Source organism: Rhodococcus sp. IEGM 27 (assembly GCF_033142305.1).
GTDB classification, from domain to species: domain Bacteria; phylum Actinomycetota; class Actinomycetes; order Mycobacteriales; family Mycobacteriaceae; genus Rhodococcus_F; species Rhodococcus_F oxybenzonivorans.
The window spans coordinates 16,314-42,826 of the sequence record NZ_JAWLSG010000006.1; the positions used below are offsets into that span (position 1 = coordinate 16,314).

Annotated in this window: 26 protein-coding genes, 1 tRNA gene and 1 pseudogene; 12 read left to right on the forward strand and 16 right to left on the reverse strand. The window is 65.8% G+C overall.

Translation table 11 applies throughout. The features are described 5' to 3' along the window. Nucleotides 1-20: 20 nt before the first annotated feature. The 4 genes from R4P95_RS20845 to R4P95_RS20860 form a co-directional block, all read right to left on the reverse strand. Nucleotides 21-1,766, reverse strand: a complete 1,746-nt coding sequence (locus R4P95_RS20845; protein WP_397517708.1) for a dipeptide ABC transporter ATP-binding protein — start codon at nt 1,764-1,766, stop codon at nt 21-23. Beyond that, on the reverse strand, nt 1,763-2,740 hold the full coding sequence (locus R4P95_RS20850; protein ID WP_317745154.1) for an ABC transporter permease: 978 nt from the start codon (nt 2,738-2,740) through the stop codon (nt 1,763-1,765). The genes R4P95_RS20845 and R4P95_RS20850 overlap by 4 nt, the downstream gene beginning before the upstream one ends. Then, nucleotides 2,733-3,659 carry an ABC transporter permease gene (locus R4P95_RS20855; RefSeq protein ID WP_317745156.1) on the reverse strand — a complete coding sequence of 309 codons (927 nt, stop codon included), beginning with the start codon at nt 3,657-3,659 and terminating at the stop codon, nt 2,733-2,735. Before R4P95_RS20855 ends, R4P95_RS20850 begins: the two co-directional genes overlap by 8 nt. A 68-nt stretch (nt 3,660-3,727) precedes the next feature. Next, complete coding sequence (locus R4P95_RS20860; protein WP_317745158.1) at nt 3,728-5,341, reverse strand: ABC transporter substrate-binding protein; 1,614 nt, start codon at nt 5,339-5,341, stop codon at nt 3,728-3,730. 284 nt (nt 5,342-5,625) lie between these two features. On the opposite strand from R4P95_RS20860, the gene acs reads away from it, so the two are divergent. The 4 genes and pseudogenes from acs to R4P95_RS20880 all read left to right on the forward strand — a co-directional run bounded on the left by acs (nt 5,626) and on the right by R4P95_RS20880 (nt 9,333). Further along, nucleotides 5,626-7,590: an acetate--CoA ligase gene (acs, locus tag R4P95_RS20865; protein WP_317745160.1), complete on the forward strand. Its 1,965-nt coding sequence runs from the start codon at nt 5,626-5,628 to the stop codon at nt 7,588-7,590. Nucleotides 7,591-7,681: 91 nt separating this feature from the next. Next, nucleotides 7,682-7,864 (forward strand): annotated as a pseudogene (gene nhaA / locus R4P95_RS20870) (Na(+)/H(+) antiporter NhaA); the annotation flags it as partial. Beyond that, the gene (locus R4P95_RS20875) at nt 7,861-8,385 is read left to right on the forward strand and encodes a phage holin family protein (protein ID WP_213574417.1); all 525 of its coding nucleotides are present in this window, start codon (nt 7,861-7,863) and stop codon (nt 8,383-8,385) included. The pseudogene nhaA and the gene R4P95_RS20875, both read left to right, overlap by 4 nt. A gap of 9 nt (nt 8,386-8,394) precedes the next feature. Next, a complete protein-coding gene (locus tag R4P95_RS20880) occupies nt 8,395-9,333 on the forward strand; it encodes an alpha/beta hydrolase (RefSeq protein WP_317745161.1) in 939 nt (312 codons plus the stop codon). A 7-nt stretch (nt 9,334-9,340) separates the two neighbouring features. Here R4P95_RS20880 and R4P95_RS20885 read toward each other — a convergent pair whose 3' ends face one another. From R4P95_RS20885 to nth, 4 genes are read right to left on the reverse strand one after another with little or no spacing between them, the layout of a single operon-like run. Then, nucleotides 9,341-10,531 carry a MarP family serine protease gene (locus R4P95_RS20885; RefSeq protein WP_317745162.1) on the reverse strand — a complete coding sequence of 397 codons (1,191 nt, stop codon included), beginning with the start codon at nt 10,529-10,531 and terminating at the stop codon, nt 9,341-9,343. After that, the gene (locus R4P95_RS20890; protein WP_159918974.1) at nt 10,528-11,289 is read right to left on the reverse strand and encodes an NUDIX hydrolase; all 762 of its coding nucleotides are present in this window, start codon (nt 11,287-11,289) and stop codon (nt 10,528-10,530) included. Before R4P95_RS20890 ends, R4P95_RS20885 begins: the two co-directional genes overlap by 4 nt. Then, entirely contained in the window at nt 11,286-11,942 is a 657-nt protein-coding gene (locus tag R4P95_RS20895; RefSeq protein WP_317745163.1) for a TlpA disulfide reductase family protein, read from the reverse strand. The genes R4P95_RS20890 and R4P95_RS20895 overlap by 4 nt, the downstream gene beginning before the upstream one ends. Nucleotides 11,943-11,954: 12 nt before the next feature. Further along, complete coding sequence (nth, locus tag R4P95_RS20900; protein ID WP_159918972.1) at nt 11,955-12,740, reverse strand: endonuclease III; 786 nt, start codon at nt 12,738-12,740, stop codon at nt 11,955-11,957. 81 nt (nt 12,741-12,821) lie between these two features. Between nth and R4P95_RS20905 the strand changes: the two genes are divergently transcribed. After that, complete coding sequence (locus tag R4P95_RS20905; protein WP_109334827.1) at nt 12,822-13,094, forward strand: hypothetical protein; 273 nt, start codon at nt 12,822-12,824, stop codon at nt 13,092-13,094. 209 nt (nt 13,095-13,303) lie between these two features. Next, nucleotides 13,304-13,978 carry a Crp/Fnr family transcriptional regulator gene (locus tag R4P95_RS20910; RefSeq protein WP_005256089.1) on the forward strand — a complete coding sequence of 225 codons (675 nt, stop codon included), beginning with the start codon at nt 13,304-13,306 and terminating at the stop codon, nt 13,976-13,978. 58 nt (nt 13,979-14,036) lie between these two features. Here R4P95_RS20910 and R4P95_RS20915 read toward each other — a convergent pair whose 3' ends face one another. Genes R4P95_RS20915 through R4P95_RS20925 form a run of 3 tightly spaced genes read right to left on the reverse strand, consistent with a single transcriptional unit; the run spans nt 14,037 to nt 15,478 of the window. Continuing rightward, nucleotides 14,037-14,828, reverse strand: coding sequence for an MBL fold metallo-hydrolase (locus tag R4P95_RS20915; RefSeq protein WP_317745164.1), 792 nt, complete (start codon nt 14,826-14,828; stop codon nt 14,037-14,039). Nucleotides 14,829-14,832: 4 nt separating this feature from the next. After that, nucleotides 14,833-15,309 (reverse strand): RidA family protein, encoded by a 477-nt coding sequence (locus tag R4P95_RS20920; protein WP_317745165.1) that lies wholly within the window; start codon nt 15,307-15,309, stop codon nt 14,833-14,835. 4 nt (nt 15,310-15,313) lie between these two features. Continuing rightward, nucleotides 15,314-15,478, reverse strand: coding sequence for a DUF4177 domain-containing protein (locus R4P95_RS20925; protein ID WP_005248493.1), 165 nt, complete (start codon nt 15,476-15,478; stop codon nt 15,314-15,316). 54 nt (nt 15,479-15,532) lie between these two features. On the opposite strand from R4P95_RS20925, the gene R4P95_RS20930 reads away from it, so the two are divergent. Further along, the gene (locus tag R4P95_RS20930) at nt 15,533-16,549 is read left to right on the forward strand and encodes an ArsA-related P-loop ATPase (RefSeq protein WP_213574431.1); all 1,017 of its coding nucleotides are present in this window, start codon (nt 15,533-15,535) and stop codon (nt 16,547-16,549) included. Next, nucleotides 16,546-17,685 (forward strand): ArsA family ATPase, encoded by a 1,140-nt coding sequence (locus tag R4P95_RS20935; protein WP_213574433.1) that lies wholly within the window; start codon nt 16,546-16,548, stop codon nt 17,683-17,685. Before R4P95_RS20930 ends, R4P95_RS20935 begins: the two co-directional genes overlap by 4 nt. Nucleotides 17,686-17,754: 69 nt before the next feature. On the opposite strand, the gene R4P95_RS20940 is transcribed toward R4P95_RS20935, so the two are convergent. Beyond that, entirely contained in the window at nt 17,755-18,078 is a 324-nt protein-coding gene (locus R4P95_RS20940) for a WhiB family transcriptional regulator (protein WP_005248496.1), read from the reverse strand. Nucleotides 18,079-18,336: 258 nt separating this feature from the next. On the opposite strand from R4P95_RS20940, the gene R4P95_RS20945 reads away from it, so the two are divergent. Continuing rightward, nucleotides 18,337-20,682, forward strand: coding sequence for a penicillin-binding protein (locus R4P95_RS20945; RefSeq protein WP_213577380.1), 2,346 nt, complete (start codon nt 18,337-18,339; stop codon nt 20,680-20,682). Nucleotides 20,683-20,730: 48 nt separating this feature from the next. On the opposite strand, the gene R4P95_RS20950 is transcribed toward R4P95_RS20945, so the two are convergent. Next, a complete protein-coding gene (locus tag R4P95_RS20950; RefSeq protein WP_159918966.1) occupies nt 20,731-21,198 on the reverse strand; it encodes a GatB/YqeY domain-containing protein in 468 nt (155 codons plus the stop codon). A 112-nt stretch (nt 21,199-21,310) separates the two neighbouring features. Between R4P95_RS20950 and R4P95_RS20955 the strand changes: the two genes are divergently transcribed. The 3 genes from R4P95_RS20955 to R4P95_RS20965 all read left to right on the forward strand — a co-directional run bounded on the left by R4P95_RS20955 (nt 21,311) and on the right by R4P95_RS20965 (nt 23,536). After that, entirely contained in the window at nt 21,311-22,282 is a 972-nt protein-coding gene (locus R4P95_RS20955; protein ID WP_317745166.1) for a metallophosphoesterase, read from the forward strand. A 54-nt stretch (nt 22,283-22,336) separates the two neighbouring features. Further along, a tRNA-Pro gene (locus R4P95_RS20960) sits at nt 22,337-22,410 on the forward strand. A 118-nt stretch (nt 22,411-22,528) separates the two neighbouring features. After that, nucleotides 22,529-23,536 carry an iron-siderophore ABC transporter substrate-binding protein gene (locus R4P95_RS20965; RefSeq protein ID WP_317745167.1) on the forward strand — a complete coding sequence of 336 codons (1,008 nt, stop codon included), beginning with the start codon at nt 22,529-22,531 and terminating at the stop codon, nt 23,534-23,536. A gap of 6 nt (nt 23,537-23,542) precedes the next feature. Here the strand turns inward: R4P95_RS20965 and R4P95_RS20970 are convergent, their stop codons facing one another. From R4P95_RS20970 to R4P95_RS20980, 3 genes are all read right to left on the reverse strand, one after another. Continuing rightward, complete coding sequence (locus R4P95_RS20970) at nt 23,543-24,346, reverse strand: metal-dependent hydrolase (RefSeq protein ID WP_317745168.1); 804 nt, start codon at nt 24,344-24,346, stop codon at nt 23,543-23,545. A gap of 156 nt (nt 24,347-24,502) precedes the next feature. Continuing rightward, on the reverse strand, nt 24,503-24,976 hold the full coding sequence (locus R4P95_RS20975; protein ID WP_317745169.1) for a DNA starvation/stationary phase protection protein: 474 nt from the start codon (nt 24,974-24,976) through the stop codon (nt 24,503-24,505). Between the two features lie 64 nt (nt 24,977-25,040). Beyond that, nucleotides 25,041-26,510: a catalase gene (locus R4P95_RS20980; RefSeq protein ID WP_317745170.1), complete on the reverse strand. Its 1,470-nt coding sequence runs from the start codon at nt 26,508-26,510 to the stop codon at nt 25,041-25,043. Between the last annotated feature and the right edge of the window lie 3 nt (nt 26,511-26,513).

Here is a 26,513-nt window from a genome sequence, read left to right on the forward strand (position 1 = left end):
TACCCGGCGCCGAGTCGTCCTCAGGCGCCGAGCCGGATCGATCCACCCGGGATGGCCGCGAGCAGTTTCCGCGTATAGGCCGCCTTGGGCGAGCGAAACACCTCGTCGGTAGTGGCCTTCTCTACGATGGCGCCCGCCGACATGACCACGACGTCGTCGGCGATCTGCCGCACCACCGCGAGGTCGTGAGTGATGAACAGGTACGTCAACCCCAGTTCTGCCTGCAGGTCGTTGAGCAGTGTGAGGATCTGATCCTGCACCAGCACGTCCAGCGCCGACACCGCCTCGTCACACACCACCATCTCGGGTTGCAGCGCCAACGCGCGGGCGATCGCCACACGCTGGCGCTGCCCGCCGGAAAGCTCGTTCGGAAATCTCCGCATCACCGACGCAGGCAACGCGACCTTGTCCAGCAGGTCCCGTACCCGGGCCTCCCGCTCCTTGCGGGTACCCACCTTGTGCGTGCGCAGAGGTTCTTCGATGGTGCGGAAGATGGAGTACATCGGGTCGAGGGTGCCGTACGGATTCTGGAAGATGGGTTGTACGCGGCGCCGGAAAGCCAGCGTCTCCCTCCGGTCGAGCGTCGCGACATCCTTACCGTCGAAGACCACGTGCCCCGACGTCGGGGCCAACAGTCCGAGCACCATGTGCGCCACGGTCGACTTGCCCGACCCGGACTCACCGACGAGGGCGGTCGTCGTTCCCCGGCGGACCGCGAACGAGACGTCGTCGACGGCCTTGAACTCGGTGGATCTCCGTAAGCCGTGACGGATGGTGAAGACTTTGTTCAGTCGGGTCACCACCACCACATCATCGGTGACCTCACCGAACTCGCCCTCGAGCGCAACGTGCTGCTCCGCCTCACCGACCACCTCGAGTGCCTGATCCCGGATGTCGGCCCGCGCGAGCGAAGAGCTGCGTCGCTGGGAGGCCAGCGAGGGCGCTGCGGTGACGAGTTTCTGCGTATAGGGGTGTTGCGGTCGCTGCAGGATCTCGAGGGCAGGCCCGGATTCCACGACGCGGCCCTTGCTCATCACGACGAGATGTTCCGCCCGCTCGGCCGCGAGACCTAGGTCGTGGGTGATGAGGAGTACTGCCGTCCCCAGCTCACTGGTAAGCCCGTCCAGGTGATCGAGTATCTGTCGCTGGACGGTGACGTCGAGGGCAGACGTCGGTTCGTCGGCGATGAGCAACTGCGGGCGGGCCGACAGTCCGATGGCGATGAGCGCCCGCTGTCGCATGCCACCCGAGAACTCGTGTGGATACTGCCCCAACCGGTCTTCGGCATCGGCGAGCCCGGCCTCTTCGAGGAGTTCGGCCGCGCGGACCCTCGCGGCCTTCCCCTGTGCGATCCCGTTGGCCGACAGTGCCTCCCGGATCTGGAAGCCCACTTTCCACACCGGATTGAGGTTGGACATCGGGTCCTGCGGAACGAGGCCGATCTTCTGTCCACGCAAGGCGACGAAGTCTCGCTCCGGGGCACCCGCCAGGTCACGTCCTGCGAAGAGAATCTGGCCGCCGGTGACCTTCCCCGTACCGGGCAGCAGATCGATGACGGCGTGAGCAATCGTGGACTTTCCCGACCCCGACTCACCGACGATCGCCACCGTCTGCCCTGGATATACGGTGAGGCTCACCCCCCGCACCGCCGGAACCGAACCCGAACGGGACGCGAACGTGACCTCCAGGTCTCGGATATCGAGCAGCGGCGCCTCGTCGGCCGTAGCCATCGGTCCGGTGGTTTCGTTCGGGGACATCACGCTCACCGCTTCCGCGCCCTGGGGTCGAGCGCGTCCCGGAGAGCGTCGCCCATCATGATGAAGCCGAGCACCGTAATCGCCAGCGCGGCAGCCGGGTAGAACAGAATCGCCGACCCTTGACGGAGTGTCACCTGCGCAGTGCTGATATCTCCACCCCACGAGATCTCGGAGGACGGGAGGCCGATACCCAGGAACGACAGCGTGGCCTCGGCCACGATGTAGACACCCAACGAGATGGTCGCGACCACAATGATCGGCGCCAGGGAATTCGGCAGGATATGACGTAGCAGCGTCCGGAAGTTCGAGACGCCGAGCGCCCTCGACGCCATGACATAGTCGTTGTTCTTGGCCGAGAGGACCGCCCCGCGAGCGATTCTCGCCATTTGGGGCCAGCCGAAGAGGGCGAGTACGACGATCAGCGTCCAGATACTGCGATTCGCGAACAACTGCATGAGAACGATCGCAGCGAGAATGAGCGGGACACCGAAGAAGATGTCGGCTACCCGCGACAGCAACGAATCCGCCCAGCCTCCGTAATATCCGGCGAGGGAGCCGAACACGACGCCGATGAGTAAGACGATCGAGGTGACCCCCACGCCGACCAGCACCGACGCGCGGGCCCCGTAGATAGTGCGGGAATAGATGTCACATCCCTGCTTGTCGAAACCGAACCAGTGGCCGGAGGACGGGCCGCGCATGCTGAACGCGAGGTCGCAGAACCGTGGGTCGGTGCCGGTGAACAGGCTCGGGAAGGCGGCTACGGCGATGACGACGAGAATGATGACGGACGCGACCACGAACAGGGGACGTCGGCGCAGATCGCGCCAGGCATCCGACCACACACTCGCGGGCGGCTGATCGAGGGACACGGTGTCGGTCTCCCCCGGCGGCGCGACCTCCTCGGGAGCGACGAAGTGTGATTGGCGAATCTTCCGGTCTCCGGTCCGGGGCGACTCGTCGTTGACCACTTTCTCAGACATAACGGATCCTCGGATCGAGTGCGGCGTACAGGAGATCGACGATCAGGTTGGCCAGCAGGTAGATGACGATCAAGACGGTGACGAACGAAACGACCGTGGGCGCCTCGCCCCGGGTGACCGCCTGGTAGATCGTGCCGCCGACTCCGTTGATGTTGAAGATGCCCTCGGTGACGATCGCCCCACCCATCAAGGTGGCGAGGTCGGCACCCAGGAAGGTCACGACGGGGATGAGCGAGTTCCGCAGTACATGCACCTGCACGACTCTGCGCCGCGAAAGCCCCTTGGCGGTGGCCGTTCTCACGTAGTCGGCCGTCAGATTCTCGGCCACCGAGGTGCGGGTGAGCCGCAGCACGTACGCGAAAGACACCGACCCGAGGACGAAGGCCGGGAGCAGAAGATTGACGAAGCTGGTATTGCCCCCCACCGTCGGCGGTACCCATCCCCACTTCACCCCGATGAAGAACTGGGCAAGGAACCCGATGACGAAGATCGGGACCGCGATGATCACGAGGCTGACCAGCAACACGGTGCTGTCGAAGAGGCCGCCCTTGTGCAGTCCCGCAAACAGCCCGAAGCCGATCCCGAAGAGCCCTTCGATGGCCAGTGCCATCAGAGACAGCTTGATGGTGATTGGAAACGACTGCGCCAGAACCTCACTGACCGGACGTCCCGAGAAGGATGTGCCGAAGTCGAGCGTGAAGATGCCTTTGAGATAGAGGAAGTACTGCATCAGGAACGGTTGATCGAGGTGATACCGGGCGCGGAGCTGGGCTGTGACGGCGGGACTCAGCGCCTTGTCGCCGGCGAGCGCGGCGATCGGGTCACCGGGCAGGAGAAACACCATCGCGTAGATCAGGAAGGTCGACCCGAGGAACACAGGAATCATCTGGAGCACACGGCGGCCGATGTACCAGAGCATCGGGTCCCTTCCTCTCCGCAGGGCCGGTGACGGCGGAAGCTCGCCCCACCCCGTCGGCGACTCCGGTGTCAGTTCTTCTCGATGTCCGAATACATCGGGATACCCTTCCAGTCGATCGTCACGTTCGACACGTTCTCCGACCAGCCGCTCGCGGCATTGCGGTACCACGTGGGAACAGCGGGCAGATCCCTCAGAAGAACTTCCTGCGCCTGGTCGAGCAGATCTTGAGCCTTACCCGGATCGATCTCGCCGGCCGATGCGCGCAGCAGCCGGTCGAACTCCGGATTGGAGTAGTCGCCGTCGTTCGAGCTGCCGCCTGTCTGGTAGTTCTGCGCAAGGAAGCCGTACTGCTGTGGGTAGTCGCCCTGCCATCCCGAACGGAATGCGGACGGGATCGTGCGGTTGGTGGCCTCGGTCCGGATTTGAGCGAAGGTCGGGTATTCCTTGCCCTTCGCGTCGATGCCCAGCGTGTTGCGGATGCTGTTGGCCGTGGCATCCACCCATTCCCTGTGCCCGCCGTCGCCGTTGTACGCGATCTCGAAACTGCCGGTCCACGGCGCAATGGCGTCGGCCTGCGCCCACAGTCTTTTCGCAGCCTCGGGGTCGAACTTCAGATTGCCGTTACCGGCGAGCGAATCCGACCAACCCTCGATGGCCGGACTGGTGAAGTCGAGAGCCGGAGTACGGGTGTTGTTGTAGATCTGTTCCGTGATCTGGTCGCGGTTGATCGCCATCGAGATGGCCTGACGACGGAGGGTGCCTTCCTCACCACTGAAGTGCGGCAGACGCCCCGGAATGGTGAAGGTCTCGATGGTCGCGGACGGCTGGTTCACGGTGCGACCCGGCAGATCGGACTCGAAGGTGGTGACTGCGCTCGGCGGAACCTGGTCGAGAACATCGACGTTGCCGGCCAGCAGATCGGTGTAGGCGGTGTCGAGGCTGTTATACATGATGAAGTCGACTCCGTCGTTCTTCGGCTTCCGATTCCCGTCGTAATCGGGGTTGGTGACGGTGTCGATCCGCACGTTGTGCTGCCAAGCACCGGGTCCGGCCAGCTTGTACGGCCCGTTTCCGACCGGATTCTCGCCGAACGCTGCCATGTCCTCGAACGCCACCTGGGGCAGGGGGAAGTACGCGGCGAATCCGAGTCGATCGGGGAACGCCGACTCCGGTTGCTTCAGCTCGATCGTGAAGGTGGTGTCGTCCACCACCTTCAGTCCGGACATCGTCTGGGCCGTCGGGTTCTCGGCCGCCACCTCGTCGTAGCCCTGGATCGGGTCGAAGAAGGATGCCTGGAGCTGCGCATTCGTGGACAGCGCGCCGTAGTTCCATGCGTCGACGAACGACGATGCCGTGACGGGTGACCCGTCCGTGAAGGTCCAGCCGTCCTTCAGCGTCACCGTGAATGTCTTACCGTCCGTGGTGTCGATGGACTCGGCCACTTCGTTGGTAATTGCACCGTGGGCGTCATACGAGACGAGGCCGGCGAACAGGGCATCGATCACACGGCCGCCCTGGTTCTCGCTCGTATTGGTGGGGATCAGAGGATTCTGCGGCTCACCCGCCCAAGCATTGACGATCCCGCTTCCTCCTCCCGAGGATTCACCGGACGAGCAGGCGGACAGCATTCCCGCTGCAATGCCCACCGCCAGAACAGCAGTTGCCACGCGTGTCCTACGCACAACGTTCCTCCAGCCCCGGTGGAATGATGGGACGACGATATCACGTTACGGCTCCGCGGGGCCGGAGACGCAGAATCTCGTCGAAATGCCGTCTCGGCGAACCTTCGACCGGGACAGTTCGGCCATTCGGCCGCCGAGGAATACCGTCCGGCGCGCCGAAAGGACCGATCGTCGCAGAACACGCGCATGCAACCTCGTGCAACGGTGCGCTCCCGAGCCCTTGTGACTACCCTCACACGTGCTAGAACTGCCGTTTTCGAGACTGGAAAGAAGGCCGGGCCACAATGACCAGTGCAGCACAGGCGAACGGATCGACGGAGAAATCCGCACAGCCGGATGCCGTCCCGCAGGTGTACCCGCCGAGCCCCGAGTTCACCGCGACCGCGAACGCCGGACCCGAACTCCAGGCCGAGGCAGATGCCGACCGACTCGCATTCTGGGCGAAGCAGGCGCAGCGACTGCACTGGCACGCACCATTCACCGAAGTCCTCGACTGGTCCGACGCCCCCGTCGCGAAGTGGTTCGTCGGCGGCCGGCTCAACGTCGCATTCAACTGCGTCGACCGCCACGTCCTCGAAGGCAACGGCGACCGCGTCGCCATCCACTTCGAGGGCGAACCCGGCGACACCCGCGACCTCACCTACCACGACCTCCTCACCGAAGTGAGCAAGGCGGCCAACACCTTCAGCGACCTCGGACTGGTCCCCGGCGACCGCGTCGCCATCTACATGCCGATGATCCCCGAGGCCATCGTCACCATGCTCGCCTGTGCACGCCTGGGTCTGACCCACTCCGTCGTCTTCGCCGGTTTCTCCGCCAGCGCCCTGCGCTCCCGCATCGACGACGCCGAAGCCAAACTCGTCGTCACCGTCGACGGCCAATGGCGCCGAGGCCAGGCGGCCCCCCTCAAACCCTCGGTCGACGACGCTGTCGAGGGCGCCGAATCCGTCAGGAACGTGCTCGTCGTCAAACGCACCGGCATCGACGTCGACATGGCGGAGGGCCGGGACCTGTGGTGGCACGACACCGTCGAAAAAGCCTCCGACACCCACGAGCCGAAGCCGTTCGACTCCGAACATCCCCTGTTCATCCTCTACACCTCCGGCACCACCGGAAAGCCTAAGGGCATCATCCACACCTCCGGCGGCTACCTCACCCAGGCCTCGTACACCCACCACAACGTCTTCGACCACAAAGTCGGACAGGACGTGTATTGGTGCACCGCCGACATCGGCTGGGTCACCGGGCACACCTACATCGTCTACGGACCGCTGTCCAACGGCGTCACCCAGGTGGTCTACGAAGGCACCCCCAACTCCCCCGACGAGCACCGCCACTTCCAGATCATCGAAAAGTACGGTGTCAGCATCTACTACACCGCTCCCACCCTGGTGCGTACCTTCATGAAGTGGGGCCGGGAGATCCCCGACGCCCACGACCTGTCCTCGATCCGGCTCCTCGGCAGCGTCGGCGAACCCATCAACCCCGAGGCGTGGAAGTGGTTCCGTGAGGTGATCGGCGGCAACACGGCACCGATCGTCGACACCTGGTGGCAGACCGAGACCGGCGCGATCATGATCTCCCCGCTCCCCGGCATCACCGCCACCAAACCCGGATCCGCCATGGCACCGCTGCCCGGCATCTCCGCCAAGATCGTCGACGACGACGCCAAAGAGCTCGGCAACGGCGGATCCGGCTACCTGGTGCTCGACAAACCGTGGCCGGCGATGCTGCGCGGTATCTGGGGCGACATGGACCGCTACCGCGACACCTACTGGTCCCGCTACCCCGAGCAGGGCTGGTACTTCGCCGGTGACGGCGCCAAATACGACGAAGACGGCGCCCTGTGGGTCCTCGGCCGCGTCGACGACGTCATGAACGTCTCCGGCCACCGCATCTCCACCTCCGAGGTCGAATCCGCCCTCGTCGGACACCACGGAGTCGCCGAAGCCGCCGTCGTCGGAGCCGCCGACGAGACCACCGGCCAGGGCATCGTCGCGTTCGTCATCCTCCGCGAAGGCGTCGAGAACACCGGCGACGACCTGATCGCCGAACTCAAAGCCGAGGTCGCGCGGGAAATCAGCCCCATCGCGAAGCCGCGGCAGATCACCGTCGTCCCGGAACTACCCAAGACCCGCTCCGGCAAAATCATGCGTCGCCTGCTCAAGGACATCGCCGAAGGCCGCGACCTCGGCGATACCTCCACCCTGGTCGACCCGAAAGTCTTCGACGCCATCCGCGGCAAGTAGGGCGCTTTGCGCCCCGTGCACCTTTTTGGTAGCTCCCACTACCAGAAAGGCGCACGGGCGGCGGAGCCGCCTACACCCGGGCAGCCCACTGACCGCTAGCCTTCTCGTAGCGAATCTCGCAAACGCGGGAATCGGTGACGGCAGCACGGCCGACATGGTGAAGGTCGGGCTGCTCGTGACATCGTCGGCAGTTACTGTGACGACGATGTCGGGCACACATGGCCAGAACGAAGACTCGGACGTGCAAGAGCTACCTGGAGGGGTCGACAAGTGAGCATCACTCACGGCAAGGGAGACAGCCCGCGTTACACGGGAGACGGGGTGCCGAACACGGTGTCGTCGATCCCGCTCACCGACGCGGACATTTCACCGTCCGGCGAGGTGACCCTCGGCACACTGGTCAAGCACGCAACCGCGCAGGTCTCCACGCTCGTACGCGCCGAGGTGGAGCTCGCGAAGGCCGAGGTGACCGGCGAGGTCAAGAAGGGCCTGCAGGGCAGTCTGTTCTTCATTCTCGCGTTCACCGTGCTGCTGTTCAGCTCGTTCTTCTTCTTCTTCTTCCTCGCCGAACTCCTCGACGTCTGGATCGCACGCTGGCTGGCCTTCCTCATCGTCTTCCTGATCATGGTCGTCGTCACGGCGATTCTGGGTCTGCTCGGCTATCTGCGGGTCCGCAAACTACGTGCACCGGAGAAGACGATCGATTCCCTCAAGCAGGCCAGAACCGTGCTCCCGACGTCGTACTCCGATGCGGAGGCCCACCTCGCGTCTCCCAGCGGACGACACGCACGATAGTTCCGTCCGGTGGCACCACCCGATCCGTCAACCGTCCGTTTCGACGGCCCGTGGATTCACCGTGACATCCATGCCAACGGAATCCGTTTCCACACCGTCGAGGTCGGCGCATCCGCACCGGATGCGCCGCTCGTCGTCCTGCTGCACGGATTCGCGGACTTCTGGTGGTCGTGGCGACATCAGCTGATCGCCTTGTCCGACCAGGGTGTCCGCGCCGTGGCCGTCGACCTCCGCGGTTACGGCGACTCCGACAAACCTCCCCGCGGCTATGACGGCTGGACCCTGGCCGGTGACATCGCGGGCCTGATCCGGGCGATGGGCTACAGCGAGGCCACGCTGGTGGGGCACGCCGACGGCGGCTTGGTCTGCTGGGCTACCGCGGTGCTCCACGCGCGTCTGGTGCGGTCGATCGCACTGATCAGCTCCCCACACCCGATCGCCCTGAAGCAGGCGGTTCTCCGCGACCGTCACCAACGCAAGGCCGTTCTGCCCCCGTTCGTGTCATACCAGTTGCCGTGGCGGCCCGAACGACGGCTCACGCGTGACGGTGGGGCCGAAGTCGAGCGTGTGATCGTCGAACGGTCGGGGCCGGCGTGGCCGAAGTCTTCGGAATTCGACCTCGTGATGTCCCGGATGCGGTCGGCGATCCAGATTCCCGGCACCGCGCACTGCACGCTGGAATACCAGCGGTGGGCGTTCCGTAGCCAGTTCCGCCCGGACGGCCGCCGGTTCATGGCCTCGATGGATCAGACGCTGCGGATACCCGTACTCCACCTCCACGGTGACCTCGACCCCTACGTGCTCGCCGACACCGTGCGGCGCAGCCGTCGCTTCGCCCCCACACAGCAGCTCGACACGATTCCCGGTGTCGGGCACTACGCGCACTGGGAAGCGCCAGAGCGGGTGAACTCCGCCCTGCAGGGGCTGGTCTCGACGCGCCGCGTGTAGGGCTCGCTCAGAGGATGCAGCCTCCGGTGTCCACTGCGGCGGTCGCGCCGGACGCCGTCTCCAGCTGACGCGACACCTCGGCGGCGGTGAGAACGAAGCCGGTGTCACTGTTGTCGACCGCGGCGCCGAAGACCACCCCGAGCACCATGCCCTCACCGTCGACGAGCGGTCCACCCGAGTTGCCCTGCCGGATGGAACCGCGCACCGTGTACACCTCACGCTGAACCGTTCCGGCCCGGTAGATGTCGGGACCGCTGAGGTCGAGGATCTCGCGTATCCGCGCGGCACTGGCCGTGTAGGACCCGCCGCCCGGGTATCCGAGAACCAGCGCACTGTCACCTGTTCGTCCCGGCTCCGGCGCGAAGTTCAGCACGGGAGCGTCGAGGCCCGGTACCTCGAGAACGGCCACGTCAGTCGACGGGTCGAACAGCACCACCTCGGCGTCCATGGGTCCGTCTGCGGTGTCCACGACGATTCCCGCCGTGCCCGCCACGACGTGCGCGTTGGTCATCACCCGTTCCGGCGCGACCACGAAGCCGGACCCTTCGAGCGCACGCTGACAACTGGGCGCCACACCCCGGATACGGAGCACGCTGGACTGCAGGGAGGATGCCACCGGGCTCTCGAGAACGCCGGCGTCGGGCGGATCGACCGTGGTGATCGGGGTGCGTCCGAACGGACCGATGACGTCCGGAAGTCCGGAGGTGTCGAGTAGCGCGGAGAACTCGGTGGGGAGTTGTCGCATCCACGCCGGTGCAAGGTTGTCGACGGTCTCGAGCACGCTCGAGCCGCGCACCGCGGCTGCGAGTTGCGGTTGAGACGAGGACGTCAGCGGGATGGCCAACAGCCACGCCGCCACGAATACCGCGACCGCCTGCACACAGGCACCGATGACACTGTCCACGGAGCGCGCCACCGGACTGTGCATGCTCCCGCGGGCGGCTCGGCCCAGGACCATCCCCGCCACTTCCCCGATGATCACCAGCACCACGATCAACGCAATTCCGACGAGCACCCGGCCGCGTCCCTCGTCGACGTGCACCAGCACGTGCGGGGCGATGAGGATGCCTGCGACCGCACCGAGCAGCACACCGACGAAGGCGAGTACCGACGCCACCGCACCCTGCCTCCAACCGGAGCTGGCCGCTATGAGCGCGATCAACACGATCGCCAGATCGATCCAGCGCGACCCTGTCATCGCTCACCCACCCGATGTCCGTGCTTGTGAGGCAGATGGTCGTCGTCGATGTCGTTCTCCATTTCGGCCAGGACGGTGTCGAGGTCCCGGATGTCCCGACGGTCCCACTCCTGTTCCCAGCCCGAGATCGCGAACAACGCCGCCAGGATGCCCGCCGTGAATCCCCACACCAGCATGCCGTCGGCCGAAAATGCCGGACCCTGGTAACCGGCGGGGTGGCGCACCTGGAACCGGTTCCGCGGGTCTATCAGGGTGTGCAGCGGAACCCGTGCCACCCGCGCCGCCTCCGCGGGATCGACGACTCCCACTGCGCTCGGCTTCTCCCAGTACGCAAGAACCGGGGTGACCTCGAAGCCGGACGGCGGGACGAAAATCTGTTCCAGAACGGCGAGCGGCTGCACCCCGGCCGGATCCAGCCCCGTCTCTTCCTGCGCCTCGCGCAGGGCGGTCGCGATGGGACCGTCGTCGCCGGGATCGCTGGCACCGCCCGGAAACGCGACTTGCCCGCTGTGCTGACGCATGGTGGCCGCGCGCTGGGTGAGCAGGACGTCGGCGCCCGCGGGCAGTCCCCCGGACATCAGGGGGTCTGCCTCGGCAGGACCGCCGAACAACACCAGTACCGCAGCCTCGCGCGTGGCCGCCCCGCTGGGGGCACGCCGATTCAGGACCGGATTGATGCGATGCGGGTCGGCCGGTGTGCGCCGCACGACCTCACGCAACCAGGTCGGAACGGCTGCGCCGTCGACGGACGCGGTCATGCCGCAACCCCCAGGTTCTGCTCGACGGCGGCGGCGATCTCCTCGACACTGCGGAACGGCTGCGGCAGGATTTTCGCCACGCTGCCGTCGTCCCGGATCAGCACGGACACAGGCAGGACCGCGGGCGCCCCCACCGCAGCGGCGACCCGCCCGTCAGCGTCCTGCACACCGGGCAAGGTGACGGAGTAGTCGACGAGCCGCGACAATGCGCTGGCCTGCTGGGGATCGGTGTGCACGGTAAGGACGGTAACGGCGTCACCGGCCCGATCGGAAAACTGCTGCATGTAGGGCAGCTCCTCCGCGCAGGGACCACACCAGTACGCCCACAGGTTCAATAGCGCAGGCCGGCCGGCGAGAGCGGATGCGAGATCGACCCCGCTGCCGTCGCCCACGCATTCGAGCGTGATGCCGGCAAATACCGAGTCGGCAGCGGGCGCCGAGGAGGGTGCGGGACAGGGCTCGAGCGCCGCATCCGAACGCAGCGCGGAGAGGGCGCCAGGATCGGCGCCGACGGACATCGGCGTGCTTCCGCCCGGACCGAAACGGTCCTCGTACGACGGTGCCTGCGCATCGTTCCCGCGCGGCCAGATCGCGACGACGAGAGCTGCGACAACGACGAGGGCGGCCACACTCCACCGCGCTGCACTAGACACTCGTATCGATCCTCACCGGCCGGCCAGACGAAGCAGATGCTCGGTCTCCGGTCCGCGCACCAACTCGGCAGCGACGTCGGGGTCGACCGGGCCCAGACCATACGACGGACAGTCCTTGGCCAGAACACACACGCCACACGCCGGCTTGCGGGCATGGCAGACGCGCCGGCCGTGGAAAATCACCCGGTGGGACAGCAAAGTCCATTCCTTGCGTTCGATGATTGCCCCGACCGCGTGCTCGACCTTGACGGGATCCTCCTCGTCGGTCCATTGCCAGCGCCGGACCAGCCGACCGAAATGCGTGTCGACGGTAATTCCCGGGACATCGAAGGCGTTGCCCAGAATCACGTTGGCGGTCTTGCGGCCGATACCGGGGAGCTTCACCAGTTCCTTCAGGGTGTTCGGAACCTCTCCGTCGTGATGCTCGAGCAGAGCCTGCCCGAGGCCGATCAGCGACGTCGCCTTGTTGCGGTAGAAACCGGTGGACCGGATGTACTCCTCGAGCTCCGTGCGGTCGGCTTCCGCATACGCCTTCGCATCCGGATAGCGGGCGAACAACGCCGGCGTCGTCATGTTGACCCGGACGTCGGTGCACTGCGCGGAGAGGATGGTCGCGACCGCGAGTTCCAGTGGAGTGGTGAAGTCGAGCTCGCAATAGACGTGCGGGAAAGCCTCCGCGAGGCGGCGGTTCATCCTCCGGGCGCGTCGCACGAGGCCGAGCCGGGATTCCTCCTGATTCGCGGCCCGGGAACGGGCGCGTCCACGCAGACTGGAGCCGTCACTGGGGGTCACATGCACGGGTCCAACTCTACGGACACGGCCGCAATCCGAATCGCCGCTGTGTCGCATCTGAGACATTCGCAGTGTTTACTACCCGGTATGCAAGGTCTCGCTGTGGTCCTCTTCCCAGTGCTGCTGATGCTGTTTGCGCTGGCCATGGAACGTGTGGAGTTCCGGCTCCGCCGGCTCACCGTTCGGCAGCAAGAGGTGGAAGAGTTTCTCGACCAGGCAAGTCACGACGAAGTGGCCACCCTGGCACACGAGGGATTCCCGCATGCCCTTGCCCGCTTCCACCGGCGGCGCAGAGGGCACTCGCGGTTCGACAGCGACGACGCTGCGGTGACGGAAGTCGGCTCACGTCGCGCCAGCTGACCACCGGAGAATGTGTTTCGGAGCACGTACGTACGGTCAACTTTTCCGACTTGCGTGGTATCGGTCACTCAGACCGAGCCGTCTCAACGTAGACTTCAGAGCCGTACCTGTTGCACAGCGACACGCCGCCGATGACCGGGGCGCCGTCGCCGTGCAGCAAATCGCGCACAATATGACTACAGACGAACGAATATTCCCAAGGAGCGCACGTGGACGACGTCCTGGCAAGAGCCGGCATCTTCCAAGGAGTCGAGCCCTCAGCAGTAGCGGCGCTGACGAAGCAGCTGCAGCCTGTCGACTTCCCCCGCGGACATGTCATCTTCAACGAAGGTGAGCCCGGTGACCGCCTGTACATCATCGTCTCGGGCAAGGTGAAGATCGGCCGCCGCTCACCGGACGGCCGCGAGAACCTGCTCACGATCATGGGGCCGTCGGACATGTTCGGCGAACTGTCCATCTTCGACCCTGGCCCGCGTACGTCCACCGCGACCACGGTGACCGAGGTTCGCGCCGTGAGCATGGATCGCGAAGCACTCAAGGCGTGGATCGACCATCGTCCCGAGATCGCCGAACAGCTCCTCCGGGTGCTCGCGCGCCGTCTGCGGCGCACCAACAACAACCTTGCCGACCTGATCTTCACGGATGTTCCCGGCCGTGTCGCCAAGGCCCTGCTGCAGCTCGCTCAGCGGTTCGGCACGCAGGAAGCCGGTTCGCTGCGCGTCACGCACGACCTCACGCAGGAGGAGATCGCCCAGCTCGTCGGCGCCTCCCGCGAGACGGTCAACAAGGCGCTCGCAGACTTCGCACACCGCGGCTGGCTGCGTCTCGAAGGCAAGAGCGTGCTGATCTCCGACTCCGAGCGTCTGGCGCGTCGCGCCCGGTAGCTTTCGCGCTCGACAACGCTTCGGCCACTCCTGCAATCAGGGGTGGCCGAAGCGTTTCTCAGTTGGGTGCCCGCAAGTACGCGAGCTGCACGTTGACCGACTTCTCGGCCGCCGGCCACAGCTGCGGATCGACGTCCGAGTACACGTGCTCGACCACCTCCCTGGCCGTGGCTTCCTCGCCCAGGTCCGCGATCGCTGCCTGAACCTGAGCGAGACGCTCCTCACGATGATCGAGGTACTGTCGGGCGACGGTGTGCAAGTCGGACAACTCGGGTCCGTGCCCGGGCATGACGCGGTGACCGGGCCCGAGCTCGAGTAGACGACGCAGCGAAGATAGATAGTCGCCGAGGTCGCCGTCCGAGTCGTCGAGGACGGTGGTGCCGCGCCCGAGGATCGTGTCCCCAGTGAGGACCGTGCCTTCGCCTTCGACCGTGAAGGACACCGAGTCACGGGTATGACCCGGTGTCGCGACAACACTGATGGTGAGCCCGGCGACGTCGATGATCTCGCCGTCGACGAGCGGCTCCCCGCCTCCGCGGAGGAACTCGGGGTCGACCGAACGCACCGGGGCTCCGGTCAGTTCGAAGAAACGCTGCACCCCGCCGGTGTGATCGACGTGACGATGGGTGATCAACGTCACGGCGACCGGACCGAGGGCGGCTACCCGGGCGAGGTGCTCTTCGTCCTGATCGCCCGGATCCACCACCACGCACTCGTCCCGCCCCGGTGCTCGCAGAATCCAGGTGTTGGTGCCGTCGAGCGTCATCATGCCGGGATTGTTCTCGAGCAGGACCGAGACGATCGGGGTGACCGCACGGACCTGCCCGTAGGCGGGATGATCAAGCGTCATCGCTCTACGCTTCCGTCCGCACTTCGGCGATGACTTCCACCTCGACGGGTGCACCGAGGGGCAGTTCCGCGACACCGACAGCGGACCGGGCGTGCGCGCCGGCCTCACCGAAGATCTCACCGAAGAACTCGGATGCGCCGTTCACGACACCGGGCTGACCGGAGAATCCCTCGGCGGACGCGACGAAGCCGACGACCTTGATGATGCGCACCACGGAGTCGATGCCCACCAGCGCGTCGATTGCCGCCAGCGCATTGAGTGCACAGGTGCGCGCACCCACCTTTGCGTCGTCTTCCGACACGTCGGCGCCGACCTTGCCCTTGGTGGTCAGCTTGCCGTCGACGATCGGCAGCTGTCCCGAGGTGTACACGTAGTTGCCGGTGCGCAGGGCCGGGACGTAGGCGGCGACCGGTGGCACGACGGGCGGCAGCGTCACGCCCAGCTCGGTCAGGCGGGCCGACCAGTTCTGTGTTTCCGTCACGCTCTCAGCCCTTCGGACGCTTCAGGTACGCAACGTGCTGCTCACCGGTGGGTCCGGGGAGAACTGTGACCAGTTCCCAGCCGTCGGTTCCCCACTGGTCGAGGATCTGCTTGGTGGCGTGTGTGAGCAGCGGAACGGTGGCGTACTCCCAGGAAGTCAATTCACTCATGCCGGTGAGCCTATCCCCCGCACATCCCGGCTCCCAGACTTATAGGCTCGACGCGTGGTTGCATCCCCAGAGCAGTTCACCCCGACATGGCCAGAGAAGGCGGCGCGCGCGCGGCTGCACTTCGTGTCCGGAAAAGGTGGCACCGGAAAGTCCACGGTCGCCGCCGCGTTGGCCCTCGCACTGGCGGAGGGCGGGCGTCGTGTGCTGTTGGTCGAAGTCGAGGGCAGGCAGGGCATCGCCCAGCTCTTCGACGTGCCTCCACTGCCGCCGCAGGAGACGAAGGTCGCGGCGGCCGAAGGAGGCGGCGAGGTGATGGCGCTGGCCATCGACATCGAGACAGCCTTCCTCGAGTATCTCGAAATGTTCTACAACCTCGGCTTCGCGGGCAGGGCGATGCGCAGATTCGGTGCCATCGAATTTGCCACCACCATCGCGCCCGGACTTCGCGACGTGCTGCTGACGGGCAAGATCAAGGAATGCGTCGTGCGCACCGACAAGTCCGGACGGCGGGTCTACGACTCCGTGGTCGTCGACGCTCCCCCGACGGGTCGCATCAGCAATTTCCTCGACGTCACCAAGGCAATGGCGGACCTCGCCAAGGGCGGCCCTGTTCGCTCGCAGAGCGAAGGCGTGGTGCGGCTGCTTCATTCGGACGACACCGTGGTGCATCTGGTCGCGCTGCTCGAGGCACTGCCTGTGCAGGAGACAGCGGACGCGGCTGAAGAGCTCGCCCGGGCCGATCTCCGCTTGGGAACCATCGTCGTGAACCGAACGAGCCCGCAGTTCCTTCCGGACGAGACCTTGGCCGAGGTCGCGAAGGGACGCATCGACGCGGACGCCGTTCGTGCGGGGCTGGAGAAGAGCGGAGTTACGGTGAACGACGAGGACTTTGCCGGTCTGCTGACCGAGACCATCGAGCACGCCTCGGTACTCGAAGCCCAGCAGGAGAGTGCCGGACAGCTCAGCGAAGTGGACGGGGCGCGGCTGCACCTTCCCTCCCTCGCCGACGGTGTGGACCTGGGCGGGTTGTACGAACTCGCGGAATTTCTGACGGAACAGGGTGTCCGATGACCCAGACGATGGAACACGAGCGGCGGCGAACCGCTCCCGCCCTCGACATGGCCGGCATTCTCGCGAGCCCGGCCACCCGGATCGTGGTGTGCTGCGGAGCCGGTGGTGTCGGCAAGACAACGACGGCTGCGTCGCTGGCGCTGCGGGCGGCGGAACGCGGAAGGAAGGTGGTCGTGCTGACCATCGATCCGGCCCGCAGGCTCGCCCAGGCTCTCGGGGTCCAAGAACTCGACAACTCGCCGCAGCCGGTGCAGCTCGGGCCGGGTGCCACCGGCGAACTCCACGCGATGATGCTCAACATGCGCCGCACGTTCGACGAGATGGTGATCGAGCATTCCACGCCGGAAAAGGCGCAGCAGATTCTCGCCAATCCCTTCTATCAGACCGTCGCCACCTCGTTCTCGGGAACGCAGGAGTACATGGCGATGGAGAAGCTGGGCCAGCTCGCGTCCAGCAAGGAATGGGACCTTGTGGTGGTCGACACCCCGCCGTCCCGCAACGCGCTGGACTTCCTCGACGCGCCACAGCGTCTCGGCGCCTTCCTCGACGGTCGCATGATCCGGTTGCTGACCGCGCCCGGACGCGGCCTCACCCGGCTCGTGACCGGCGCGATGGGCCTGGCGCTACGCGGCGTGTCCACCATCGTCGGTAGTCAGATGCTGTCCGACGCATCGAGTTTCGTGCAATCACTCGACTCGATGTTCGGCGGTTTCCGCGAAAGGGCAACGCGTACTTACGAGTTGCTCCGACAGCCCGGCACCAGCTTTCTGGTGATCGCAGCGGCGGAGCCGGATGCCCTGCGGGAGGCGGCGTTCTTCGTGGACCGGCTCTCGGGCGACGGCATGCCGCTCGCGGGCCTGGTCTTGAATCGGACGCATCCCACCCTCAGTTCCCTGCCCGCCGATCATGCGGTCACAGCCGCCGATCAACTGGGGGACCAGGATCCCCTCACCGCCGCTGTCCTGCGGATTCATGCCCACCGAGCAGTGATAGCGAAGCGAGAGGTACAACTGCTGAGCCGGTTCACGGCCGCCCACCCTCGAGTGCCGATCGTCGGCGTTCCCTCATTGCCGTTCGAGGTGTCGGATCTCGAGGCGCTGAGAGCGGTGGGTGATCAGCTCACCCGCAGGAGCTGATCAGCTCCGCCGGATAAACGGCTCACCCACCTCGCGAAATTCTTCCGTCAGCCCACGCGAAGTGGGAGGTCAGACGGCGGACTGGTGCTGCCGCTGCGCTTCGAAGAAGTCGGACCACGACTCGACCTCGGGATGCTGCTTGAGCAACGCCCGACGCTGACGTTCCGTCATGCCGCCCCACACCCCGAACTCGACACGATTGTCGAGAGCATCGGCTCCACACTGCATCAACACCGGGCAATGCCGGCAAATCGTCGCAGCCTTGCGCTGCGCTGCGCCACGTACAAAAAGTTGATCGGGATCGACTTCCCGGCAACGGGCCTGCGTAACCCAGGCGATTCGGGCTTCTGCTTGCTCGACGTCCAGACGGCTGGTTGGGGTGGTCATGTGCATTCGTTTCCCCTTTTCGAGTCTGCGCAGCCCAGCACTTATCACGGAAGAGCTGCACCACATTCGCAATAGAGTGTTACCTCCATCACACTGTTCCAACAACTTAAGTAAAGAAACCGCAACGCGCAAGACGGGGAAGACGCTTTTTTGGTACGCCCGTCCATACCCCGTGCTCAGGGCAGTTTCTTCGTCGAAATCCGCGCCCAACCAGGGCACCCGCGGAGCCCACGTAGTCTGTAGATCGTGTCGATTGCAAAAACAGTGGGGAAGCTCGCCGGATCCTCTGCCCTGGCAGGTGTACTGCTCGCCGGCGTGATGTTCCCGCTCGCCGGCGGCTTCGGTTTCATGTCCAACAGAGCGGCTGACACCGTCGACAACGTCTCCGCCGAATTGGTCGAGGGCACCGTGCCGGCCGTCTCGACGATGGTCGACTCCGCGGGCAACCCCATAGCCTGGCTGTACGAGCAGCGACGGTTCGAAGTCCCCAGCGAGAAGATCTCCAACGAGATGAAACTCGCGATCGTCTCGGTCGAGGACCGCCGATTCCCCGAGCACAAGGGCGTCGACTGGCAGGGCACCATGCGCGCCTTCCTCACCAACACGACCAGTGGTGAGGTGCAGCAGGGCGCGTCCACGCTCGACCAGCAGTATGTGAAGAACTACCAGCTGCTCGTCGTCGCGAAGACCGACGCCGAACGCCGCGCGGCGATCGAGACCACTCCGGCGCGGAAGATCCGCGAGATCCGAATGGCGCTCACGCTCGACAAGGAGCTCACCAAGGACGAGATCCTCACCCGGTATCTCAACCTCGTTCCCTTCGGCAACGCCTCGTTCGGAATTCAGGACGCCGCGCAGACATACTTCGGCATCGACGCGTCCGAACTGAACGCCGGCCAAGCCGCGATGCTCGCGGGCATGGTGCAATCGAGCTCGGCACTCAACCCGTACACCAATCCGGAGGGCGTGCTCGAGCGCCGCAACGTCGTCCTCGACACGATGATTGCCAACATCCCCGACCGCGCCTCGGAGTTCCGGGCCCTCAAGGAGACCCCACTCGGGGTGCTGCCCGAGCCCAACCGGTTGCCGCGCGGGTGCATCGCCGCGGGTGATCGCGGCTTCTTCTGCGACTACGCCCTGCAGTATCTGGCCAACGCCGGAATCAGTCGCGAGCAGATCGACAAGGGCGGCTACCTGATCAAGACCACGCTCGACCCGGCCGTGCAGGCGTCGACCAAGGCAGCGCTCACCGCGAATGCCAGGCCGAATCTCGACGGCATCGCGAACGTCATGAACGTCGTCCAGCCCGGACAGGACTCGCATCGGATCCTGGCGATGGGCAGTAGCCGTACCTACGGGCTCGACGCCAACGCCAGTGAGACCGTCCAGGCGCAGCCGTACTCACTGGCCGGTCACGGCGCCGGATCGATCTTCAAGATCTTCACGACGGCCGCCGCCATGGAGAAGGGCCTCGGCACCAGTGCCGTCCTGGACGTTCCCGGTCGATTCGAGGCCCGCGGCATGGGTAGCGGTGGCGCGCGAGGATGCCCTGCGGCCACCTACTGCGTCGAGAATGCGGGCCGGTATCCGGCGGCACTGTCGGTGACCGATGCGCTGGCGCAGTCGCCGAACACGGCGTTCGTGAAGTTGATCCAGGCCACCGGCGTTGCCCCGACTGTCGACATGGCGGTGCGTCTGGGACTGCGCTCCTACGCCCAGCCCGGCACTTCCGGCTTCGACGAGCGCAGCATGGCCGATTTCCAGAAGGATCAGAATCTGGGGTCGTTCACCCTCGGGCCCACCTGGATCAACCCCCTCGAACTGTCGAATGTCGCCGCGACGCTCGCCTCGCACGGCAAGTGGTGCCCGCCCACCCCGATCGACTCGGTGTTCGACCGCGAAGGCAAGCCCGTTTCGGTGACCCAGCAGGCCTGTGAGCAAGTTGTCGAGCCTGGACTGGCCGATACCCTCACCAACGCGATGAGCAAGGACGACAAGCCCGGTGGCACCTCTGCGGCCGCGGCGGGCAGCGTCGGCTGGACGCTCCCCATGGCCGGTAAGACCGGCACCACCGAGTCGCACATGTCCTCGGGCTTCCTCGGGTTCACCAACAACCTCGCGGCAGCCGTGTACGTGTTCGGTGACTCCCCCACACCGGGCGAGATCTGCTCGAGCCCGCTACGCCCCTGCGGTGACGGCAACCTCTTCGGTGGTAACGAACCGGCCCGCACGTGGTACGCGGCGATGAACCCGATCGTCAACAACTTCGGTCCGACGACCCTGCCGCCGGTCGACCAGAAATATGTGCGGGGATCCCAGAACGGCCAGGTTCCGGATGTCGTCGGACTCAGCCAGTCGGCCGCCACCTCGCGGCTGCAGGCAGCGGGCTTCACCGTCAACGCAGTGACCACGCAAGCTCAGGCGGCCAAGGGAACGGTGACGGGCGCGTCGCCCTCCGGATCGGCCATCCCCGGTTCGACCATCACGATCTACGTCAGCGACGGATCGGTGCGGGCGGCACCGCAGCAGCTACCCGGCCAGGGCATCCCCCTACCGCCCATCCAGTTGCCCGGTCTGCCGCCGATCCAGCTGCCGCCCATACCGCGGTGACCATGCGTGCGTGGGAAGTGCGAACACACACTTCCCACGCACGTGGGTTCAGAGGCGCGACTTGACGGCGTGGGACAACCTCGAGCCATCGGCCTTGCCGCCGGCGAGTGCGGTGGCCGCCTTCATGACCTGACCCATCTGGCGCATACCGGGGCGCTCACCGATCTCCTCCGCCACCTGAGCGATGGCCGTGTCGACGACGTCCACGAGTTCCGCATCGTTGAGCGGGGTCGGCAGGTATTCGTCGATGATCTGGGCTTCGGCACGTTCCTGCGCCGCCAGTTCCCCGCGGCCGTTCTCGGTGTAGATCTCGGCGGACTCTCCGCGCTTCTTCGACTCCTTCGCGAGGACCTTCAGCACCTCGTCGTCGGTGAGTTCACGGGCTTCCTTGCCGGAGACCTCCTCGGTCTGCACGGCGGCCATGAGCATACGAATAGTGGCGGTGCGCAGCGAATCCTTCGCCTTCATGGCGGCCGTCATGTCGGAGCGCAGTCTTGCTTTCAGTGAATCTGGCATGGCCGAAACGCTACGCGCTCGCACGCACGAGAATGCCGCGTCCCACGCACGGGAATGCGGAGCATCCTTTTGTACCCTGCACCTCGATCGCACGCACCCGTATCCTGAAAGGGTGTCCAACGAGTTCCGCACCACCCTGACCCGTGCCGCGCTGGGTACAGCGGGCGCCGCCGCCCTCGGTGTCGGCTACGCCTCCCTCATCGAACGCAACGCGTTTGCGCTCCGTGAGGTCACGATGCCGGTGCTCGCGCCCGGGTCGTCCACGCTGCGGGTGCTGCACATCAGCGACCTGCACATGATGCCCGGACAGCGCCTGAAGCAGAACTGGCTGCGTGAGCTGGACAACCTCGAACCCGATCTGGTGGTGAACACCGGCGACAATCTGTCCCATCAGCGGGCCGTCCCCGCGGTGGTCCAGGCGCTGGGGAATCTGCTCGCGCGCCCGGGCCTGTTCGTGTTCGGCAGCAACGACTACTTCGCGCCCAAGCCGAAGAACCCGCTGAAGTACTTCAGCAGGGAGCACAAGCGCGTCCTGGGTGACCCCTTGCCGTGGGGCGATCTCCGCGCTGCCTTCACCGAGCGGGGCTGGTTCGACGTCACACATGTGCGCCGCGACCTCGAGGTGTCGGGGGTCCGGATCGCGTCGGCCGGGGTGGACGATCCCCACTTGCAACGCGACCGTTACGACACCATCGCCGGGCCGCCGAATCCGTTGGCGGATCTACGCCTGGCCCTCACCCACTCCCCCGAACCGCGGGTGCTCGACCGGTTCGCCGACGACGGGTACGACCTGGTACTGGCGGGCCACACCCACGGGGGTCAGCTGTGCCTGCCGTTCTACGGGGCACTGGTCACCAATTGCCAGATCGACCGTTCTCGGGTCAAGGGTCCGTCGAAGTGGGGTGCCCACACCCGCTTGCACGTGTCCGCTGGTATCGGCACGTCGCCGTGGGCTCCGGCCCGCTTCTGCTGCCGTCCCGAGGCGACGCTGCTGACGTTGGTACCCGCCAAGCGTGGCGGCTCGGACAGCGGCGCGGGCGAAGGTCGGACGCAGCCCTCGGAAAGCTCGGTTATACGCCGCTGAACTGCGGATTTAATCGCGGCTGACTCTGTGCTGTAAGCTAGCCGAGGTTCGACACGGGGTGTGGCGCAGCTTGGTAGCGCGCTTCGTTCGGGACGAAGAGGTCGTGGGTTCAAATCCCGCCACCCCGACAGTGTGGGATTGATGTGAGACCCCTTCCGCTCAGGCGGGGGGGTCTTTCTCATCCCCGGACCCGGTGCCAACGACTCCCGGACGCCCGCCGCCAGGTCGGTAGGCTAGCCTGCCCTCATGTCTACGAGGCCTCCCCTGAAGGCCGGGCTCGTCGCCCTGGCCACCGTCTTTCTCGCCGCCTGCGGCACCACCGACACCGGGTCCAGCTCCGGCAACACCGACGTCGCCACCGGCGGACGGCTGTTCGCCACCGCCGACGAGGAGACCGCCAAACTGGGTAGTGATGCCGAACCCGGCGCATTCCCGCGCACCGTCACGCACGCACTGGGCGAGACGGTCATTGAGAAGAAGCCGGAACGGGTCGTCGTCCTCGACGGCGGCGAACTCGACGACGTCCTGTCGCTGGGAATCACCCCCGTGGGATTGGCGAGTCCGGAGAGCGCGGCGGGTCAGCCGTCGTATCTTGCCGACAAGCTGGCGGGTGTGCCCGACGTGGGAACGATCAACAACCTGAACATCGAAGCGATCACCGCATTGCAGCCCGATCTGATCCTCGGCAGCAAGCTGCGGGCCGACAAGCTCTACCCGCAGCTCTCCTCGATCGCACCGACGGTGTTCAGTATCCGTCCCGGCTTCCCGTGGAAGGAGAACTTCCTCCTGGCCGCCGACGCGCTCGGTGAGGAAGCGCAGGCCGAAGAGGTGCTCAACGCATATCAGACCCGGGCCGGGGAGGTCCGGGACGCGATCACCGGCGAGCCCACGATCTCGTTGGTGCGCTTCATGTCCGGCAAGATCCGGCTGTACGGCAACCTGTCGTTCATCGGTGTCATTCTCGAGGATGTGGGGCTGCCCCGCCCGCAGGTGCAGGACGTCGACGAACTCGCGGTCGAGGTCAGCCAGGAGACCATCTCGCAGGCCGATGCCGACCGAATCTTCTACTCCAGCTATGGCGCGCCCGAGACGACCGACGAGTCCGCTGTGGTCGGTGGACCGCTGTGGAACCAGCTTCAGGCGGTCAAGGACGGCCACGCCGTGCACGTCAGCGACGAAACCTGGTTCCTGGCGCTCGGTCCCACCGGTGCCATGCTGGTACTCGACGACCTCGAGAAGATGCTCGCAGCCTGACGCGTCCTACGGGGTTACGGGCATGAACGCGTCGTAGATCGCCTCCGGTGCACCGTCGACTGCCCAGATCGTCATCAGCCCGACGGCGATGGTGAGGGCGGGCCCGAGAACGAGTTTCTCGAAGGGCCCGCCCGCCCGGATGGAGAGGAAGGACGGCAGCCGGAACTCCCACCACCGCTCCCTGCCCAGCGGCAGGAACGGGGCGAGGAAGGGCACACCTTCTTTGGTGATGGCATCGCCGAGGCAGTGGGTGGCGCAGCCGAGGGCCACCGCGACTCCGAGCCCGGTGGAACCGGCCTCCGTGGGATACGACTGCCAGGTGAGCGCCGACAACACCGCGGCCACGGCCGAAACGGCCAGCCAGCCTTTTTCTTTGGCGAACTCACCGGCCAGGCCGCGGAGTGCCAGCCCCAGGCAGAGAAACAGCGTGGCGATGATGGCCGGCTTGCCGAACTGCACCACGAGCGCCGACACGCCTGCTCCGAGCCCGGCGGCGAACAATGCCGTGTGCGTGAGCGTGCGGTGCCCGCCGCGGCGCTTACCGTCTCGTTTGCCCTTGGTCACCGTGTAGAAGCCGAGCGACACCGCGTCGACTCCCTTGGCCGCGATACTGCTCACGGGGCCGAAGGACCGCGAAACGGTCGACTGGCTGGTGTCGAGGTCGGGTAGCAACGCCGCGCCTGCGCATACGGCCGCGAACGTGAACGTCTCGGCCGTCGAGGTAGGCCCACCCCATTCCAGCGGGAGCAGATCTGCCGTCGCCAAACCGACGGCAGCACCGGACATTGCGTGGGTGGGACCCATCACCATGGAAGAACGCACCTTTCGAACCCGACCCGGGACACGGTCATCCGAGCCGGTGTCCTGACACCGCTCAACCTAGCAACACCATCCGACACTCCAGTCACACGCCGTACGTACTCCGGCACCGTCGGCGGCGACGAAGTACGTCCGGACCCGAAGTGCTCAGACGCCCTGCGCCTGCCACATCCAATGCAACTGCTCGAGCCGCGCGGTGATGGAGATCAGCAGGTCCTGCGTCACCGGGTCGGCGTTTTCGGTGGCCGCGATACGGTCGCGGAGTCGGTCGATCAGGGCGGCGAGGTTACCGACGATCGACGCGGTGATCTCGGCATCCTTGGTCCACCCTTCGCCGATGCCCTTGGCCCCGGAATCCTGTGCGACCGTGGCCGCGCGGCCGTCGGGACTGACGCCGATCGCGGTAGCGCGTTCCGCCGCCTCGTCGGTGAAGTCGCGGGCCGCGCTCACGAGCTCGTCGAGCGCGAGATGCACCGATCGGAAGTTCTGGCCGATCACATTCCAGTGCGCCTGTTTGGCGATGAGGGTGAGGTCGATCAGATCCACGACGGTGGCCTGTAGTGCGTCGCCGGCAGTCTTCTGCTGAGCGGGATCCAACGTGCTGGTGATGGGATTACTCATGATGTATTTCCTCAGTGGTCGTGTTTCGTTGCGGGCGCATCGACACCGACGCCGGTGGTGCGCCTCAGGCCTTGTTCTGTCCTTCGCGGACACCGATTTCCACGCGCTTGCCGAGGTCGGCGTCGACGTTCTTCCAGTACTCGAAGACGCGCAGCAGAACCGGTTCGCTGACGCCATCGAGCGCGTGCCCGACGATGTTGTTCACCAACCGCTCGCGTTCGTCGTCACCGAGAACCTCACGTACGAGCGTGCCGGCCTGGGTGAAGTCGCCGTCCTCGGAGTGCTGGATATAGCCGGCGCGCACCGACTCTCCGTCGAAGGCCCACAGGCCCTCGTCCCCGGCGAGGGACGCGTCCGCTTGGGGACCGCCGTACGAGTTGGGCGCGTACACCGGCGTTTCCGGCGAGTTGGTCGCGTACCGCATCGCCCCGTCCTGCGAGTAGGAGTTGACCAGGTTCTTCGGTGCGTTGACCGGCAATTGGGCGTAGTTCGCGCCGATCCGGTACCTGTGTGCGTCAGCGTAGGAGAAGACACGCCCGAGCAGCATCTTGTCGGGCGAGAAGCCGATTCCCGGAACCACATTCGACGGCTCGAACGAGGCCTGCTCGATCTGCGCGAAGAAGTTGTCGGGGTTGCGGTTCAGGGTCCACTCGCCGACCTCGATCAGCGGGTAGTCCTTCTGGGACCACACCTTGGTGAGATCGAACGGGTTGAATCGGTACCCCTCCGCCTCGGCGACCGGCATGACCTGCACTTTCAGCGTCCAGCTGGGAAACTCGCCGCGGGTGATCGAGTCGTACAGGTCGGCTCGGTGGTGGTCGGGCGACGTGCCGGCCAGCTCGTCGGCCTCCGCCTGGGTGAGGAACTCGATGCCCTGGTCGGTCTTGAAGTGGTACTTCACCCAGAACCGCTCTCCCTCGGCGTTGACCCACTGATAGGTGTGGGAGCCGAAGCCGTCCATGTGACGCCACGTCTTCGGAATCCCGCGATCACCCATCAGCCAGGTGACCTGGTGTGCCGACTCGGGCCGCAGGGTCCAGAAGTCCCACTGCATGTTGTGGTCGCGCAGGCCGGAACCCGGCAGACGCTTCTGTGAGTGGATGAAGTCGGGGAACTTGATGGGGTCCTTGATGAAGAAGACCGGCGTGTTGTTGCCGACGAGGTCGTAGTTGCCGTCCTCGGTGTAGAACTTCACCGCGAATCCGCGGGGGTCACGCCACGTGTCGGGACTACCCTGCTCGCCCGCCACCGTGGAGAAGCGCACGAGCGACTCGGTCTTCGCTCCCGGCTGGAAGAGCTTGGCCTTCGTGTACCGGCTCACGTCGTGCGTGACGACCAGCTCACCGAAGGCACCGCCGCCCTTGGCATGGACCACCCGCTCCGGGACACGCTCGCGGTTGAACTGGGCGAGCTTTTCGACGAGGTAGTGGTCGTGCAGAAGGATGGGGCCCTGCGGTCCCGCGGTGAGCGATTCGTTGTCGCTGACGACAGGAATTCCGGCGTTGGTGGTGGTAGCGCGCTGTGTTTCAGGCATGGC